This window comes from Undibacterium sp. SXout20W (assembly GCF_049340285.1).
Taxonomy (GTDB): domain Bacteria; phylum Pseudomonadota; class Gammaproteobacteria; order Burkholderiales; family Burkholderiaceae_D; genus Undibacterium.
In genome coordinates this window covers 56,122-72,056 of the sequence record NZ_JBMPPH010000021.1, presented here as the reverse complement: position 1 = coordinate 72,056, position 15,935 = coordinate 56,122, and the positions used below count along the sequence as shown (strand labels likewise).

The 15,935-nt window shown below is 45.6% G+C and carries 16 protein-coding genes and 1 pseudogene; 6 read left to right on the top strand and 11 right to left on the bottom strand.

Annotated features, from left to right (window positions below):
* The 3 genes and pseudogenes from ACO0K1_RS12295 to ACO0K1_RS12285 form a co-directional block, all read left to right on the top strand.
* A pseudogene (locus tag ACO0K1_RS12295) lies at positions 1-120 on the top strand (IS30 family transposase); the annotation flags it as partial.
* Positions 121-313: 193 nt separating this feature from the next.
* Positions 314-934, top strand: a complete 621-nt coding sequence (locus tag ACO0K1_RS12290) for a carboxymuconolactone decarboxylase family protein (RefSeq protein WP_423026084.1) — start codon at positions 314-316, stop codon at positions 932-934.
* A gap of 354 nt (positions 935-1,288) precedes the next feature.
* On the top strand, positions 1,289-1,741 hold the full coding sequence (locus ACO0K1_RS12285) for a GNAT family N-acetyltransferase (protein ID WP_423026082.1): 453 nt from the start codon (positions 1,289-1,291) through the stop codon (positions 1,739-1,741).
* A 204-nt stretch (positions 1,742-1,945) separates the two neighbouring features.
* Here ACO0K1_RS12285 and ACO0K1_RS12280 read toward each other — a convergent pair whose 3' ends face one another.
* Together ACO0K1_RS12280 and ACO0K1_RS12275 are read right to left on the bottom strand one after the other, a co-directional pair.
* Positions 1,946-2,632 (bottom strand): Fe2+-dependent dioxygenase, encoded by a 687-nt coding sequence (locus tag ACO0K1_RS12280; protein WP_423026080.1) that lies wholly within the window; start codon positions 2,630-2,632, stop codon positions 1,946-1,948.
* 47 nt (positions 2,633-2,679) lie between these two features.
* Positions 2,680-4,908: a TonB-dependent receptor gene (locus tag ACO0K1_RS12275; RefSeq protein WP_423026078.1), complete on the bottom strand. Its 2,229-nt coding sequence runs from the start codon at positions 4,906-4,908 to the stop codon at positions 2,680-2,682.
* Positions 4,909-5,431: 523 nt separating this feature from the next.
* Between ACO0K1_RS12275 and ACO0K1_RS12270 the strand changes: the two genes are divergently transcribed.
* Complete coding sequence (locus ACO0K1_RS12270; protein ID WP_423026076.1) at positions 5,432-6,901, top strand: DEAD/DEAH box helicase; 1,470 nt, start codon at positions 5,432-5,434, stop codon at positions 6,899-6,901.
* A gap of 147 nt (positions 6,902-7,048) precedes the next feature.
* Here the strand turns inward: ACO0K1_RS12270 and ACO0K1_RS12265 are convergent, their stop codons facing one another.
* The 3 genes from ACO0K1_RS12265 to ACO0K1_RS12255 all read right to left on the bottom strand — a co-directional run bounded on the left by ACO0K1_RS12265 (position 7,049) and on the right by ACO0K1_RS12255 (position 9,316).
* Positions 7,049-8,005 carry an ornithine cyclodeaminase family protein gene (locus tag ACO0K1_RS12265; protein WP_423026074.1) on the bottom strand — a complete coding sequence of 319 codons (957 nt, stop codon included), beginning with the start codon at positions 8,003-8,005 and terminating at the stop codon, positions 7,049-7,051.
* 199 nt (positions 8,006-8,204) lie between these two features.
* Positions 8,205-8,624, bottom strand: a complete 420-nt coding sequence (locus ACO0K1_RS12260) for an organic hydroperoxide resistance protein (RefSeq protein WP_423026072.1) — start codon at positions 8,622-8,624, stop codon at positions 8,205-8,207.
* Between the two features lie 230 nt (positions 8,625-8,854).
* Positions 8,855-9,316 (bottom strand): MarR family winged helix-turn-helix transcriptional regulator, encoded by a 462-nt coding sequence (locus tag ACO0K1_RS12255; RefSeq protein WP_423026070.1) that lies wholly within the window; start codon positions 9,314-9,316, stop codon positions 8,855-8,857.
* A 183-nt stretch (positions 9,317-9,499) separates the two neighbouring features.
* On the opposite strand from ACO0K1_RS12255, the gene pyrF reads away from it, so the two are divergent.
* The gene (pyrF, locus tag ACO0K1_RS12250; RefSeq protein WP_423026068.1) at positions 9,500-10,321 is read left to right on the top strand and encodes an orotidine-5'-phosphate decarboxylase; all 822 of its coding nucleotides are present in this window, start codon (positions 9,500-9,502) and stop codon (positions 10,319-10,321) included.
* Positions 10,322-10,437: 116 nt separating this feature from the next.
* Positions 10,438-11,295, top strand: a complete 858-nt coding sequence (locus tag ACO0K1_RS12245) for an HDOD domain-containing protein (RefSeq protein ID WP_423026066.1) — start codon at positions 10,438-10,440, stop codon at positions 11,293-11,295.
* Between the two features lie 180 nt (positions 11,296-11,475).
* On the opposite strand, the gene ACO0K1_RS12240 is transcribed toward ACO0K1_RS12245, so the two are convergent.
* The 6 genes from ACO0K1_RS12240 to ACO0K1_RS12215 form a co-directional block, all read right to left on the bottom strand.
* The gene (locus ACO0K1_RS12240) at positions 11,476-12,222 is read right to left on the bottom strand and encodes a LytR/AlgR family response regulator transcription factor (RefSeq protein WP_423026064.1); all 747 of its coding nucleotides are present in this window, start codon (positions 12,220-12,222) and stop codon (positions 11,476-11,478) included.
* On the bottom strand, positions 12,215-13,282 hold the full coding sequence (locus ACO0K1_RS12235) for a sensor histidine kinase (protein WP_423026062.1): 1,068 nt from the start codon (positions 13,280-13,282) through the stop codon (positions 12,215-12,217). The genes ACO0K1_RS12240 and ACO0K1_RS12235 overlap by 8 nt, the downstream gene beginning before the upstream one ends.
* Positions 13,283-13,296: 14 nt before the next feature.
* Entirely contained in the window at positions 13,297-13,986 is a 690-nt protein-coding gene (locus ACO0K1_RS12230) for a LiaF transmembrane domain-containing protein (RefSeq protein WP_423026060.1), read from the bottom strand.
* Positions 13,987-14,012: 26 nt separating this feature from the next.
* Positions 14,013-14,381, bottom strand: coding sequence for a hypothetical protein (locus tag ACO0K1_RS12225; protein ID WP_423026058.1), 369 nt, complete (start codon positions 14,379-14,381; stop codon positions 14,013-14,015).
* A gap of 208 nt (positions 14,382-14,589) precedes the next feature.
* Positions 14,590-14,961, bottom strand: a complete 372-nt coding sequence (locus ACO0K1_RS12220) for a hypothetical protein (RefSeq protein WP_423026056.1) — start codon at positions 14,959-14,961, stop codon at positions 14,590-14,592.
* 102 nt (positions 14,962-15,063) lie between these two features.
* Positions 15,064-15,834, bottom strand: a complete 771-nt coding sequence (locus ACO0K1_RS12215; RefSeq protein WP_423026054.1) for a DUF1223 domain-containing protein — start codon at positions 15,832-15,834, stop codon at positions 15,064-15,066.
* Positions 15,835-15,935 lie beyond the last annotated feature (101 nt).

The window sequence follows — 15,935 nt, the reverse complement described above, 5'->3', positions numbered from 1 at the left end:
TTATGGGCGATGAACAGCTTAAATCATCGTCCCAGAAAATGTCTCGGCTTCAAAACGCCGCACCAAGTATTTATGAAGCAGTTACAATCGCATCAACATGTGGTTGCACTTCGAAATTGAATCCGCCGTTTATTACGTTACCTAAAAAACAGATTAAGATGTAACGTTGATATTCATTCTGATATGCAAGAGATTTGAAGCAAGAGATTTGAAGCAAGAGATTTGAAGCAATAGTTTTGAAGCAGTAGTTTTGAAGCAATAATTGATAGACATAATGCATGATGAACATTCATCAAAAATAAAGGAGTGAGACATGAATTTCCGATTTTCAATTGCTTTGGTATCGTTGCTGACAACGAGTTTTTTTGCGCAGGCCGCCGATCGTTTACCAACGATTGCACCGGATCAATACAACGCCGATCAAAAACAGGCAGCAGTTGATTTTGAGGCAAATCGTAAGGTTCCAGTATTTGGCCCATTTGAGCCACTGATGCACAGTCCGCAAATGATGTCCCAAGCGCGCTCCATGGGGGATTATCTGCGCTACAAATCGGCGATCGGCAATACGCTCAGTGAACTGGCCATTCTGATCACAGCGCGTGAGTGGACGCAAGACTACGAATGGTATGTACATCAGCCAATTGCCTTAAAAAACGGCATCAAGAAAGACATTGCTGATGCTATTGCAGATGGTCGCCGTCCGCAAGGAATGTCGGATGATGAGGAAATGGTTTATGACTTTTGCATCGAACTTCAACGTAACAAGCGCGTCTCTGATGCAAGCTTTAGCCGGGTGGAAAAACGCTTTGGTAAAAAAGGGGCAGTTGATTTGACAGGCTTGGTAGCGTACTACACGCTATTGGCGATGGAATTGAATGTCGCGGAGTACCAGTTGCCACCGGATGGAAAAAAACTTGAGCGCTTTCCTAAATAAATAGATGCTTTGGTGTCATGTATGCTGATATGCTGATACGTTGATACCAAAAAGACCGATGTCCGACTCTACGTCGCGCATCGGTTTTTTTATCCAATGTCAATGGAAGTTATGTCGGTGCTTTCCACAATTTGATCTGATTACCTTCGGGATCAGTCAGCCATCCAAATTATCCCTATTCTGATTCGTCCACTTTATCATTCTGCCCGTCGTAGTTAATGAATGCACATGTTAAAGTGTCGCCCAGACTGCGTGAAACCGCCGTACTGAGCGGTGTTTCGACAAGCCTTTAAGTCATAGTAAAATTCTACTTATTGCGTCAATTTGGCAGCATATCTTTTCTAAAAAAAGGTGATGAACTTGATTATCTATCGAACCGCACAACCCGACGACATCGCCACCTGCATCATCATTCGGGGACAGACTCGCGAGAATGCCATTTCCGAAGCCAGACTTGCTGAGCTTGGTATCACACAGGAAAGTTGGGCGCACAGTGTTCAGGTCGGAGAACTGCCGGGTGTTGTGGCAGAAGTGGATGGCCAGATGATTGGCTACTGCTTTGGAGATACAGAAAGCGGCGAGATCGTTGTGTTAGCCTTGTTGCCAAAATTCGAAGGACTTGGCGCAGGCAAGGAGCTTTTGCCCCGAGTGATTGAGATTTTGCGCGAGAAAGGTCATCGACGTTTGTTCCTTGGGTGTAGCAGCAATCCTGCGGTGCGCTCTTACGGTTTTTATCGGCATCTGGGGTGGACGTCCACTCGCCAAATCGATCACTATGGCGATGAGATTCTGGAGTATTTTTTATAGAGATTGAGGTAGGGAAGCAATGCTTGTTTGCATTGCTAATCTTTGCTTTTCGCTTTTTTTTCTCTGCTTACCGTGACCCGATCGGTCTCCAATTGGCGTAACTAAGTTGGTCTGAAGCGCAGGTGCAAGCCGTGCTGCTATTTTATCCGACTGGATTCGGCGGGTTGCTCTCCCCCGACTTCCTAAAAGTGAATTTTCTGACTATCAGGTTTCTCCCCACTGTCGTAAAAGATTATGATAACAACCCACTAAGCTACGTCGTGCAGTTTCATCTGCTTGGGTACGGTTGAGGGTTTGTATCGCGGTATCCATATCGAATAGCAAACTCCGTTGACCATCGTCTTTCACCAGACTTTGCACCCATAAAAAGCACGCTAAACGTGTACCACGGGTGACGGTGGTGACTTGGTGCAAACTGGTCGCAGGATACACGACCATATCACCTGCAGCGAGCTTAACGCTGTGTGTGCCGTAGGTATCTGCAATCTGTAATTCGCCACCATCGTATTCTTCGGGTTCTGCCAAAAATAAAGTCGCAGACACGTCTGTGCGAAGCTTGCTGCCGTTATGCGGATGCAGGCGTACGCTGCCATCGACGTGTAGACCAAATCCCATGCCTTCGCCATAGCGATTAAACATGGGGGGATAAACGACATTAGGCAGGGCTGCACTGATGAATAATGGATTGCGTTCTAGCGCAGTTAAAACGATGTGCTGACAATGTCGTGCAACTTCTGAACGTTCGTCGATCTGTTGATTCAATTTGACGGACGCGCCCTGGTAACCTGCCGTGACGCGGCCATCAACCCATGCACTATTTGCCTGTTCTAACATAGAGCGAACATTGGCTAATGCCTCTGGATCTAATACTTGGGGAATATGAATCAACATGATTATTCTCTTTTTAACTTAAACACGTAAAATTTAAAATGTAAAACTTAAAAACGGTAAGCCAATGACAGCATGGCGGTGCGACCTGTGCCGGGAACCGAGCGACCTCCGTCGGATTGAATTAAGTTTTCGTAATACATTTTATCGGTCAGGTTAAATAGATTTAAACGGATATCATATTTTTTGTGTTTGTAAGCCAAGGTTGCATCCCACCGAGTGTAACCACTAACACTGACCACATTGGTGGCATTGGCAAAACGTTGTGACATATAAACTGGGCCACCACCGATTTCCCAGTGGGGTGCAAATTCATAAGTGCTCCATGCGGTCAGTGTGTTGCGCGGTGTATTGGCGGGTGTTTTGCCTAATGTGCCATCTATTTTTGATGCCGCGACGACTTTGGCATCGAGGGAGGTGTAATTCATTGCTAATTGCCATTCTTTAGAAAGACGACCGCTCGCACCAGCTCTGAAGCCATTGACGCGGACGGTACCATCCAATTCGTAGACGCCAGTTGTAATCTGACTACGCGCGTTTTCTTTTTGTATTTGAAAAACAGCAGAGGTCAGCGCCAGATTATTGTTGAGCAAATCCCATTTGCCACCTAATTCATACGAGCGATTTTTTTCCGGTGCCAGACTTTGTTGACCTACCGTACCTGTCAATTGTTCTAACGATGGATTAAATGATGTTCCATACGAAACGTAGTAGGCTTGCTTAGCATCCGGTTGCCAGATGCTTCCTAATCGGACACTAGTGAACCCAATCGATTGATAAGCCGAAGGAATGGCAGTGCTGCCGGTGGTATTTGCCGAATTAATTGAGTTGGTAATGCTGGCTGTAAATCGATCATAACGCAGTCCACCGACAATTTTGACCGTGGGATTGATTTCCAGGGTGTCATTGAGATAGGTTGCTACCGTGTTGGCCGAACCTCCTGCACGATTACCTGCAGCGCTGTTGACGTTAACGGGCGAGTTCCCATTGTTCGGGTTCAATAAAGGCACGCAAGCAACATAGCCACTCGTTGCACCAGGCGTCGTAAGGGGGGCGCCGTTACATGTTCCGTTACGATAAAAATTCTGATTATCATAACCATCATGGCCTAATTCAATCCCAGCTAATATGTGATGCTTGTAGTTCCCGCTGCTGATGGTCGTTGTCAGTTCGGTTTGATTAAACAACGAATAATCACGAATATTTCTGTCGTGGCTTTGTAGGCGCTCATACAAAGCAGACAGTGGTAAATTACTGGTTGCCGCAACCGGTAGCGGCACAAACCCATTTGCGCCGACGGTACCTAAGGTGTTGGGCGCAGTTTCTACCGCATTTGTCCGTACATAGTTAAGCTGGGTCTGGTTGCGTAAGGTGGTTTCCGGACTAAATTTATGGATGATGGTGCTATTCAATGCGGCGATATCAGAATCAGTATGATCGTCGTCATAGCCATACGCAGCATTGCGCGCCACAGGAACTGGGCGGCCATTCAATGGCCCTACACCGTAGTCGGGCATGTCGTGATTGTGCTGCAATAACGCGGACAAGGTGATTTCAGTGGGCGTACCGATACCGAATCTGACCGAGGGCGCCAGACCAATATCTTTTAACGACGTCTGATCTCGTGTCGTCGCTTTACCATCTTGCGCCATTGCCATCACTCGGACTGCCGAAGTTTCAGAAATGGCGTTGTTGTAGTCCATTGTTGAACGTGCCAAACCATTGGTTGTGATCGATGCGCTGACTTCCGTCAGATCTTTAAGTATTGGCTTTTTAGTGACTTGATTGATGGCGCCACCAGTTGACCCGCGTCCAAACAACATCGATGATGGCCCCATTAATACTTCAATCGAATCCAGCGCAAAAGTATCGCGGTAGTACTGACCGCGATCACGGAAACCATCCAGATAGACGTCCGTTCTGGCGGAGAAACCATTTAAGTTAACGTTGTTGCCAATTTGACCTCCTTCCGCGCCGCCGAGAGTGATCCCAGACACATTGCGCAAGGCGTCAGCCATTGAATTGGCGCCTTGCGATTGCATCAAGGCTTTGTTCACAACCGTAACTGATTGCGGCACATCGCGTAAATCAGCAGGCAATTTGCTGAGCGTGACGGCGCCTGGTGCAAAGTCATTGCGCGTTCCCTGAATTGTCACTTCTGTGACCGCGTTTGGGTTGGCTTCGGGGTTAGCGCTTGCTTCCGCGTTATGCGCCAAAGCGGCGAAGGGATGGGCAAATAAGGTAATGAGTGCCGCTGCGACAGGTGTTCGATGATTCATGGTCTCTTTCAATAAAGGGCAAGTTGAGGCTGACTTTGAAACTGGATCCACTGCCAGTAACAATGCCAGTGCCAGTATTAAGTAGCAAAATGCATCAATAAGTTTTATTTTAATACGAATGCGAATGATTATCAATAAGATTTAATGATTCGTGAAGCCATTTTAAAAACATGCTGCGTCAGAGTGAAAAAGAAGAGCCAACTTTGAAAAGCGCATCGATTCTCATTATTTTCTTTGTATCAAAGCAAAAATAACGAAAATCAAACGGCCGAAAAGGGGAGTGGGGAGCGTATCTCGGTGTTGAAGTAAGGGCGCAGAGGGGTTAGTAAGCTGTGCCGTTGAACTAAGACTGTGCTTCGTTTACACAAGAAAAATCGTCTTATTTGCTCTAAGCCCTTGATTTGTAATATAATCTATGCTTTCTTAGCCTACGCTTATCCTCCTTAGACTGTCGCAAACTGCGGTGATGCCGGTAATTTTGTCGGTGCCCTGTGTGATGTGCGGGAGGCCCACCATAGAATACATGACTGATACTAAGTCCGAACTTGTACAGGGTTCTGCCAACCCGACCGTAATTGACTCTCCAGTAGCCGTTCCTCGTTTTGAGGATTTTGGCTTGGCACCTGAAATTTTGCGCGCACTGTCTGAACAGGGTTATGTACACCCTACGCCGATTCAAGCAGAAGCAATTCCTGTCGTCTTGCAAGGCAAGGATGTGATGGGGGCCGCGCAGACAGGCACAGGAAAAACTGCGGGTTTTTCTCTCCCTATTATTCAGCGTTTGCTCGCGCATGCAAACACTAGTGCATCGCCTGCCCGTCATCCTGTACGCGCGCTGATCTTGACGCCAACGCGTGAATTAGCAGATCAGGTAGCAGAAAATGTGAAAGCTTATTCACGTTTTACTCCGCTGCGTTCTACGGTTGTTTTTGGTGGTGTTGATATGGCGCCGCAAACGGCTACCCTACGTTCAGGCGTCGAGATTGTGATTGCTACACCAGGGCGTTTGCTTGATCACGTTCAACAAAAAACAATTAATCTTTCCCAGACGCAGATTCTGGTGATGGATGAAGCAGATCGCATGCTGGATATGGGCTTTCTGCCTGACCTGCAACGTATCATTAACTTGTTGCCAAAACAAAGACAAAATTTGATGTTCTCGGCGACATTCTCACCAGAAATCAAAAAACTCGCTGCCAGCTTTTTAAATAACCCGCAAACGATAGAAGTGGCACGCAGCAATGCGACCGCAGACAACGTAACGCAGATTCTGTATAAAGTCGCCGAAGATGAAAAACGTGATGCGGTTTCTTTTATCATCCGTGAACGTGGTTTGAAACAAGTTATCGTGTTTTCCAATACCAAAATTGGCGCTTCTCGACTGGCTTTGCATCTGGTGAAGCAGGGCGTTAAAGCGTCAGCAATTCACGGTGACAAGTCACAATCCGAGCGTATGTTGGCACTGGAAGATTTCAAACGGGGCGAAGTGGAAGTGTTAGTTGCGACCGACGTCGCTGCGCGCGGTCTGGATATTTCTGAAATGCCGTGCGTAATTAATTACGATCTGCCTTATAACGCCGAAGATTACGTTCATCGCATCGGACGGACTGGTCGCGCCGGCGCTAAGGGTGATGCAATTTCTTTGTATACCGATCAAGATGAGCGCCTGTTGGTCGATATCGAAAAACTGATTAAACAAAAAATTGTCCGCTTAACCTTAGCAGGTTTTGTAGCGGTGTCTGTGCAACAAGCAGAACGTCCACGCCACGGGCGCGACCGTTCAGAGCGTAACGGCGCCGACAAACCAGAGAAATCAGGACGTAGTTTTCAGGCACCAAGAGAAAAAGTTGATCCATGGTTCCTCAAGCCGTATGAGCCCAGCGTTAGTACTTTACCTGCGCCGACAATTGGCAGCACCCTAAGCTCCGGTGGTTCTGCACCAGCGAAGCCCCAAAAGCGGGCGGTCTTGTTAGGCGGAACACCGAAGGTATAACCGCTAACGAAGCAAGAAAAAAAAGGTCGATGCTGTCGACCTTTTTTATTGTCTTAAAATAAGCGAATTAATAAGTTAATAAGCTATAAAGCACAAAAGCACATAAATTCATAAGCTATAAGGCGCATAAGCTACGCAATAAGTTATTTAATCAACGCGATTGTTCAATGCTCGCCAAACCAGATTAGCTGCGCATAAATCTTCTAACGCGGCACCCACGGATTTGAATATGCTTATTTCTTTGGCTGTCTGACGTCCCGAATGTTCCGTGCGACACAACATTGCTAATTCGGCGACGATAGCATCTCGTGTTAATACCCCATTATTCAGACATTGCACAATATCGCCTGCTTCAGTCAGCGCACCTGCAAAGGTGTCAACAAAGACGGTTGCTTTTGCCATTAAATGGTCATCGACTTCGCGCATCATCGGTGTAAATCCACCAACCAGATCAAGATGTGTTCCTGCTCTTACCCAATCACCGAGGACGATAGGCTCTGTGCTGGTTGTGGCACAACTGATGATGTCGGCATCACTACAGCTTGCTTCTAATTGATCAGAAATATCAACCTGAGTCTGCGTGGGGAATTCAGGGTGAGTGAGAATCGCAGCTCGACAGTGTTCGGATTTCTCTTTCTTCCGACCCCAGATAGTGACTTTTTTGATCGTTCTGGTGTGACAATGTGCTACCGCTAAATGCGGCGCTAATCCACCGTTGCCGACGATGAGTAAATGTTGGCTATCTTCTCGTGAAATAAAACTGGATGCCAAAGCTGAGGTTGCAGCGGTGCGCCTGATGGTCAGCTCTTCGCCATCCATCAGCGCTAATGGGACGCCGGATTCTGTATCGAGCAAAATATAAATCGCATGGACCGTCGGATGCTGTGTATTGTGCGGTGCAACCGTCACTAATTTTACACCTGTCGAGCCATGTGCTTGCCAGGCGGGCATCAGCAATAACGTCGAGTTGCTTACCGCGGAGAGAGAATGCGCATGCCTGACTGGTGACACGACGTCTTGCTTAAACATGGCACGCAAGGACGGAATGAGAACCGAATAGGGCAACGCTTGACGGACTTCATCTTTGCTGACGAAAGGAACCATAGAATATGTGTAGAGATGAGAATACCTCTAAATGATACACGTCAAGGATAGATCACGGTAGGAAGCTTTTTGCTATCCTACCGCTATCCGACCGCTATCCGACCGCTATCCTACCGCTATTTCATCGCTATCTCATCGCTAGCCTATTAGATCGCCTAAAAATGCCCTGGCAACATTGCAGTAGCGCGCAGCAGCGTTATTAAAGCAATGTAATCGTTACTTCAACGTTACCGCGTGTCGCGTTCGAGTAAGGGCAAACCTCATGGGCTTTATTGATCAGGTCTTGCGCAACCGCTTTATCTAGTCCTGGCAATGAGACATTGAGAGCTACGGTAATGCCAAATCCGCCTTTGCCATTCGGACCAATCCCAACCAGACCGTTGACAGCAGCATCTGCCGGAATCGCAATCTTCGCACTGGAAGCAACAAATTTCATGGCACCAATAAAGCAAGCAGAATAGCCTGCCGCGAATAATTGCTCTGGGTTGGACCCTTCGCCGCCCGCGCCACCCAATTCTTTCGGTGTTGTGAGCTTAACATCGAGCTGGTGATCATTGGATGTTGCACGGCCATCACGGCCGCCCGTGGCTGTTGCATTTGCTGTGTAAAGAACTTGCATGAGATTCTCCGGTAAAGAAAAAAACGATTGAAAAAATAAAAAAGCGATTAAAAAGCATTTTTTGACATAGTAAAAAAACGACGACTACCTCTTTCCTTGAATCTGGAAATCGAAATACGGCGTCGATGGATTAATAATAGTGCACAATTTAATTGTGCGCAATCTAATTTTGCTTGTTCATCCATTGTTTTTTTCTATTAACCCGATAGATTTCTGACGGTAATGGCTATTTAATCGCCAGAATCCGCATGAAGCTGGTCTCTCAGTTCGGTAAGTTGCTGCCTTAGCGCTATCAGTGTTTCCCGTGTTTGCCCACTAGCACATAAAATTTGGGGAGGGATGGCGCTGGCGGCTTTCCGCAATTGTCTTCCTTCGTCAGTGAGTACGATTCTGACTTGTCGTTCGTCATTCTCATCGCGGCGACGATGCAGTAGTCCTGAGGCTTCTAATCGCTTTAAAAGCGGTGTGAGGGTACCGGAATCGAGAAATAAGGCGCTGCCTATGTCTTTTACGAGGACGTCATCTTGTTCCCAAAGTACCATCATGACCAGATATTGCGGGTAAGTCAGGTTGAGCTGTTCTAGCAAAGGCTTATAGGTTTTGGTTAGTGCCAAAGACGCTGAATACAGTGCAAAACAAAATTGATTATCGAGCGCCAGCAGATTGAATTCTTTTGTTGTTTTTTTTGTCATAAATTTATCTGAAAAATGAGTGAAAAGCGAGTGAAAAGAGAGTGAAACTGGGTCAGTTCGAAAGAATCTAGCGTTGGAACCACATGATAATCAAATTTCTGCATGTCGGTGATAGCATTTCCAGAGGTTGCTCCACGGTATAATGCTGCTATTCTGAAATAATATGACAATGCAGAGGTAATCGTGACTTTTATAGAAAAACTTAATGCCGCTTGGGCTGGCAATCAATCACTCTTGTGCGTAGGTTTAGATCCAGATATCACACGCTTTCCGGCTGAATTAGAAGGAAAACCTGATGCGATCCTGTCATTTTGTAAAACGATGATTGATGCTACCGCCGATCTTGCTTGTTCTTTTAAGCCGCAGATTGCATATTTTGCGGCCTTGCGTGCTGAAGATCAGCTGGAAGACATATGCCGCTATATCAAAACACGTTACCCTACGATTCCTTTAGTCCTTGATGCAAAACGTGGAGATATTGGCGCGACGGCAGAACAATATGCCCGCGAAGCATTTGAACGCTACGAAGCTGACGCAGTCACCGTCAATCCGTATATGGGCTTTGATTCTGTCGCGCCATACATGGAATGGAAAGACAAAGGTGCGATTGTTTTATGTCGTACGTCGAATGCAGGCGGGTCCGATCTGCAGTTTTTAGATGTTGGTGGCAAACCTTTATATCAACATGTTGCGCAATTAGTTGCTGAAAAGTGGAATATAAATGGCCAATCAGCATTGGTCGTTGGCGCAACTTTCCCCAATGAATTAGCGCAAGTACGTCAAATTATTGGCGACATGCCCTTGCTGGTACCAGGTATTGGCGCGCAAGGGGGCGACATTGCTGCAACAGTTAATGCAGGAAAAACCGCAAACGGCACAGGTATGATGATCAATTCATCGCGCGCTATTTTGTATGCAAAAACGCTGAAAAACGAAAGCTATGCTGACGCTGCTCGCCGTGTAGCATTAGAAACCCGTGAGGCAATTAATCTACACAGAAGTTAAAGTTCGACCAGTTTTTATGACGCTTGATCATTTTAAATCTGGCGACGAGTAGCATGAAAACGATCCCTGTTATGCGCTATTACAGGTGATGCCAAGATGAGACCAGAGAACTATCTATGAGCGCAAATAAAACGCATGAGTTTGCTTTTTTGGAAGATTTTTCCAATGAGCTGTCGAATAAAAAATTGATTTTCCCGACATCGCTGGCTGCTACGATGAAAATCAGGAAAGCCTTAAGCCAGCCAGATATTTCGAATAATGTGATCGCTCGCATTATTGGTAGTGAACCAGTGTTGTCTGCGAAAGTACTGCACTTGTGCAATACAGCTGCATTTAACCCTCAATCAAGAGTGATCAACGATTTGCGTGGCGCGACCATGCTTTTAGGTTTTGCGGCTGTTCGCAATCTCGCTATTGCTGTAGGTATGAAGCAACTTGCCGAGAATAAATTTAACGGCACCTTAGGGACTCAATTGGAAGGTCTATGGCGCCGCAGCTTGCGCGTTTCGGCCTTGGCGATGGTCATTGCCCGCAGACATACAAAGCTGAGTGCTGACAAGGCCATGTTGGCTGGACTATTGCACGGCATAGGCAAGTTTTATATTTTAAATCGAGCGCATCATTATCAGGATTTATTTACCTCGGAACAAATTCTATGGAACCTGATCGATCAATGGCATACCAGCATCGGTAATGCGATTTTGGAAGAATGGGACATTGATGAGGATATTCGTAATGCCGTGTTAAATCACCGTGGATATCGTCCGCAGATCGGCCATAGAGTCACGGTGACCGATGTATTGACTGTCGCGGATTTTTTGGATGCTCACTTTGTGGCGAATAGCATAGAACAGCTTGATTTGACTACTGCTCATCCTGGTCTGAATGCCTTAGGTATTGAAGAGGATAATCTGGAGTCATTAATGCAGGAGACGCGTACGGAGCTGGCTATGGTGATGAAGGCAATTAATTAGTGATGTCGTCCAGTGCTTCTGTTTAATGCTGGCCTATATCGTTGTTGACCTTCTTATTTTTCCGTGTTGCTATAGGGTAAAGTTGACATGGTATTTCGTTGACTCACTATGTTGTTGCGATATTTTTTGTATTTTTTGTATTTTTTGTATTTTTTGTATTTTTTTGGTTCAGAATAGCCCTTATACCAAACAGAGCTTTAATCTTTCATAGCCAGAACGACTGACTGGCAACTTTTCTCCGTTCAGTAGTGTCGCCACCATACTATCTTTGCCTTGTCGTTCTATGCATTTAAGTGCCTTTAAATTCAGAAGATAAGAGCGATGTATGCGTACAAACGTTGTGCAATTTAATTGTTCTTCCATATCAGAAAGCGTTTGTGTTTTCATCCGTACCTGACCAGCGGCATGGATTAACACATAATCGTCTTCCGCTTTGATGTAGTCAATCGAAGAAATTGGGACGGTGTATATCTGGCCGCGATCACGAATTTGTAGTTGCTGATTTTTATCGGTATTTCTGGCAATGATTTTTCGGATGTTATTAGCATCTTCCAGCGCATTCATCGAGAGCAATTTTTTTGCTTTCTCCAATGCTTCATTGAAACGCTTCTGTGATATCGGCTTTAGTAAGTAATCGATGGCATGCAAATCAAAAGCTTTTAGTGCATATTGATCATAGGCAGTAGTAAAAATAACGCCATTGAGACGTCCGGTGACTTCTAAGACTTCTAGGCCTGTTAGTTCCGGCATTTGAATATCAAGAAAGAGTAGATCAGGGCGTTCTGTCTCAATGATGTTCACTGCTGCTGTACCTGTTTCACATTCGGCGATTATTTCCAAATCGGTATGGGGACGTAGGTATTCTTTGATGAGCATGCGAGCTAAATTTTCATCGTCCGCAATAACGACGCGTAGTGGCTTAGACATGATTTTGTAACTCCAAAGGTAGCGTGAGTTCGACGACAAACATCTTCTCTGACAGCTTCCATTCAACCCTGGCCTGATCGTGATACAACGCCTGAAAACGTGCTTTTAAATTATGTAGTCCCAGACCTGAGCCTCTCACGGGCGTTACTTCTGGGTTGATTGGGTTGCTCATCCTTATATACAACCAGTCTGCATTTTTCGTCATGTGAATAGTGATACAGCCCCCTTCACCGATCGTTCTAATTCCGTGCTTGATTGCGTTTTCGAGCAAGGGTTGCAAAATCATTGGCGGTATCTGCGCCGCTTTTAATAGATCGTCAATTTGGATATTGGTTTGCAATTTTTTCCCGAAGCGAATTTTCTCGACAGCTAAAAAATCCTCGCACAAGCTGAGTTCCTGTTCGAGACTCACTTTCTCTTGTTCTGATAAGACGAGCGTTTTGCGAAAAAAATCAGCTAATGCGATGGTCATTTCACGTGCAGCAATTGGATCAATGGCCGTCAGGGCACTGATGGAATTCAGGCTGTTGAATAAAAAATGGGGATCGATTTGCGAACGTAAAACCTGCATTTCCGCATCGCGTGCGTGTAAGCGGGCATTTGCTTCCCTTTTTTCTGCGGCTTTTATGTTGTCAGATGCGATCACCATGTCATACGTCAGCAGCGCCAGAAAATAGAGGAAAAAACAAACTGCAACTATTAATACGTTGAGATGCGATGTCATGGCGCTTGCGACTGGTGGTGCTGTTATATATTCCAGTAACCAATTCCATAAATAGGTGAGAGACAAGCTGAGAAATCCAGAGATCAGAGAGCTGACGCTGAAAATGAGGGCAATAGTAAAAAATGCATAATGCGGCGTCTGAAAAGAACGTGAAATATAATAGGCGGAGGTCGTTAAAAATCCAAAAACAATACTCAACGGTATCGCTAATAAACCAGCATAGAGCGGGGCACTAAACCCCGTGAAAGCAAGTAGTTTTGCCACTGCCACGCCCACAATGAACCAGAGTGCGACGTGCCAGAGAAATCTGCGGAAGTCCGATAAAATTGGATGCATATAGCTTGCGCAACTTAGTTTTTAATTTCTATACCGCCCATAATTGCATAGCCTTGTATCGTTAAGATTTTACTGCGGTTCATCGGTGGAACGGTGCGGTTTTCAATGCCGCCCAGGATAGGAACGCCCTGCAAGACGACAGTCCAGTCGGCGGGAACTTTTAACTCTATGCCGCCCCACACAGCAAACACGTTCAGTGTGGCGGTACCATCGATCGATGCATTGCGTAGGTCCAGCTCAATTCCACCCATCACTGCGGTAAGCTCACCACCACGGAAGTTTTGAGATGAGTTGTGCGATTTTGATCCACTCATAATTGCCGACAAATTACTTGTATTTTCGTCGCTTTCACCGATTTGAGTTGTTGCGTTAACGTCTGCTTTGATGCGGTCTTTGAAGATAATCGACAAGCCAGCAAAGATCATAATTAAAGGCCACCATGTGCGACTGCTAAAATACACAAATCCCAGGTGCTGCAAAATCATAAGTGTTCCAACCGTAATAAAACCGCCTCCAATTAAATGTCCAGATACTGTGTCGCTACGTGACATTTTGAGAGCGCCAATGAGGATCAGCACGGTTGGCCAGAATTCCAGAATGATTCTGGTATTAAAAAGATTCAAGTTATCGATGAAGGCTAAGGCGCCAAAAATTAAGATGATAGTACCAATGACTACTCGATTATGTTGCTGCCGTTGACTCATAATAATTACTCCGCGAAAAAATTTAATCAGGATTCTTGTTTAGAAGCGAGTAAGCCTGAGACGATACTCTGTACGCCAATCGCTATCAGGATCAGGGGCCAACTAGTCCTGAATGTCCAGCCCCATAGATGTTCCATCGACGCAAACAACCAGAATGAAAAAATAATCTTAAAGCAGCCTTTGCCAATACGTCTGGCAGTTCTACCAAGAGCAATATCGATGAGCCCGTAGACAGCGATAAGCGCAGGGACGAAATACCACCATTTCATCGTCGCCATGAGAACGAAATCATCCCAGCCATAAATCAAAATTAAACAGCCTGTGGCAACTAAAAAGAGACCAAATATCAAATTTTTGGCATTTTTTGCCGTTGAATCGATCGGATTATCACGCATCTGCTTTCCTTAAAGAGCTTGTAGAGAACTTTGATGAGGTGTTGATGCAAGATAGCCGAGCTTGAGCGGCATGTCATTTATTTATCGGTGAATGAGGGGAATATGTCGGTGAATGTCGGCACCTTCTATGGCTATTCCATTGATTTACTGAGAAATCCAGGTAAAGTTTGATCGATCTAACGTGTCCTGTGGACATGGACAACCAGGCTTAACTTAATAGCTGATTAAAAGTGTCTGCCTGGCGGACGATACGTTTAGATTCGGTTCCAAACAGATCATGCGTCTCTTGCAGAACATAGTCGAAGGAGCCTTTGGTGCAATAGATAATGCCGCGAAAATTAGTTCCCAAATAGACGAAGGGCGTAAGCTTCGTTTTGACGGGCGTATCATTGCCGATTAACGCCCGGAGTTTTCGTTCAACGTCGTACAGACTTTTTTCGCTGAGTTTGACCATCGCACCCTTTGGGTTAGGAAAATTAGACTCAAACACAGGGTTTTGCCCCATTGGATTTCTAATCGCAATTTTGATGCCTAGTTTTAAAAATTTTGAAACAGCGGTAAAGTCATTTTCATCGTACATGGCAAGTTCCTTGTGTCGCGAATACTGAGCGTTATTGCTTGAACGCATGCCACAAGCTTGCCAGACTTCACTCGCAATGACAATCTTGATCGAAAAAAGTATTTAAATCTGTGTTTTACAAACTGGTAGAAGTAAAGATTGCAAGATCGCGCCGTTTTGATTTTGGATAAATCCGACGACCGATAAGTTACTCTTAACTGCCTGAGGTGGGATGGCTAATTGGAAAGTTTCGTGATGTGGACTTCCGGCCGTTAATTTGATGCTGTTTGACCAGTTGCGGGCGACGGCATCGTGTTGCAACGTCGATCCTTTATTTTCTCCAGCTTTGACCTGACTTACCAGTCCATTCTCTAACAGGACCAAATGTAGCTCGTCTGCTTGTTGTGAAACGCTTTCGGTTTTTATCAGCAATATATTTTCGGAGACTTGGGTTATGCCGAGATGGAGACTCGCTCTTGCAGGTTGAAGATTGATGTTTTTTGTGTATTTGATCAAATCGCCACGCCAGTTTGGCAACTCTTGTCCATTGATGAAGAATTCGGGTGTGTACACACCCCGTGCGCGAGAATGTTGTGCCAGATCGCGTTGTCTTTCGGCATGGAAAATCTGCGCATAAGGGTCCTTCCAGCCAATATAGTCCCAATAATTGACGTGCAAAGCGATAGGAATGAGCTGTTCGGTCGATAAACCTGTCAAATCTTGAAGATGTCGTACCGTTTTATCGGCTGGCGGGCAGCTATCGCAACCTTCCGATGTGTATAGCTCTAACAGCGCGACCGTGTGTGGAGGACTTGTTTTGCCGCATATCTCGCCCGCATTGCTCGCATTCACGAAGGCACTAATTATCGCTAATGTCAGTAATAGATTTTTCATGTGCTCTCCAAATTGATCAATAATGATGAGTCAAACGAAATCCCATTTCCTTACAAAAAGCTTGGTTTACGTGATGAGGAATCATGATCTCATTCACAAAT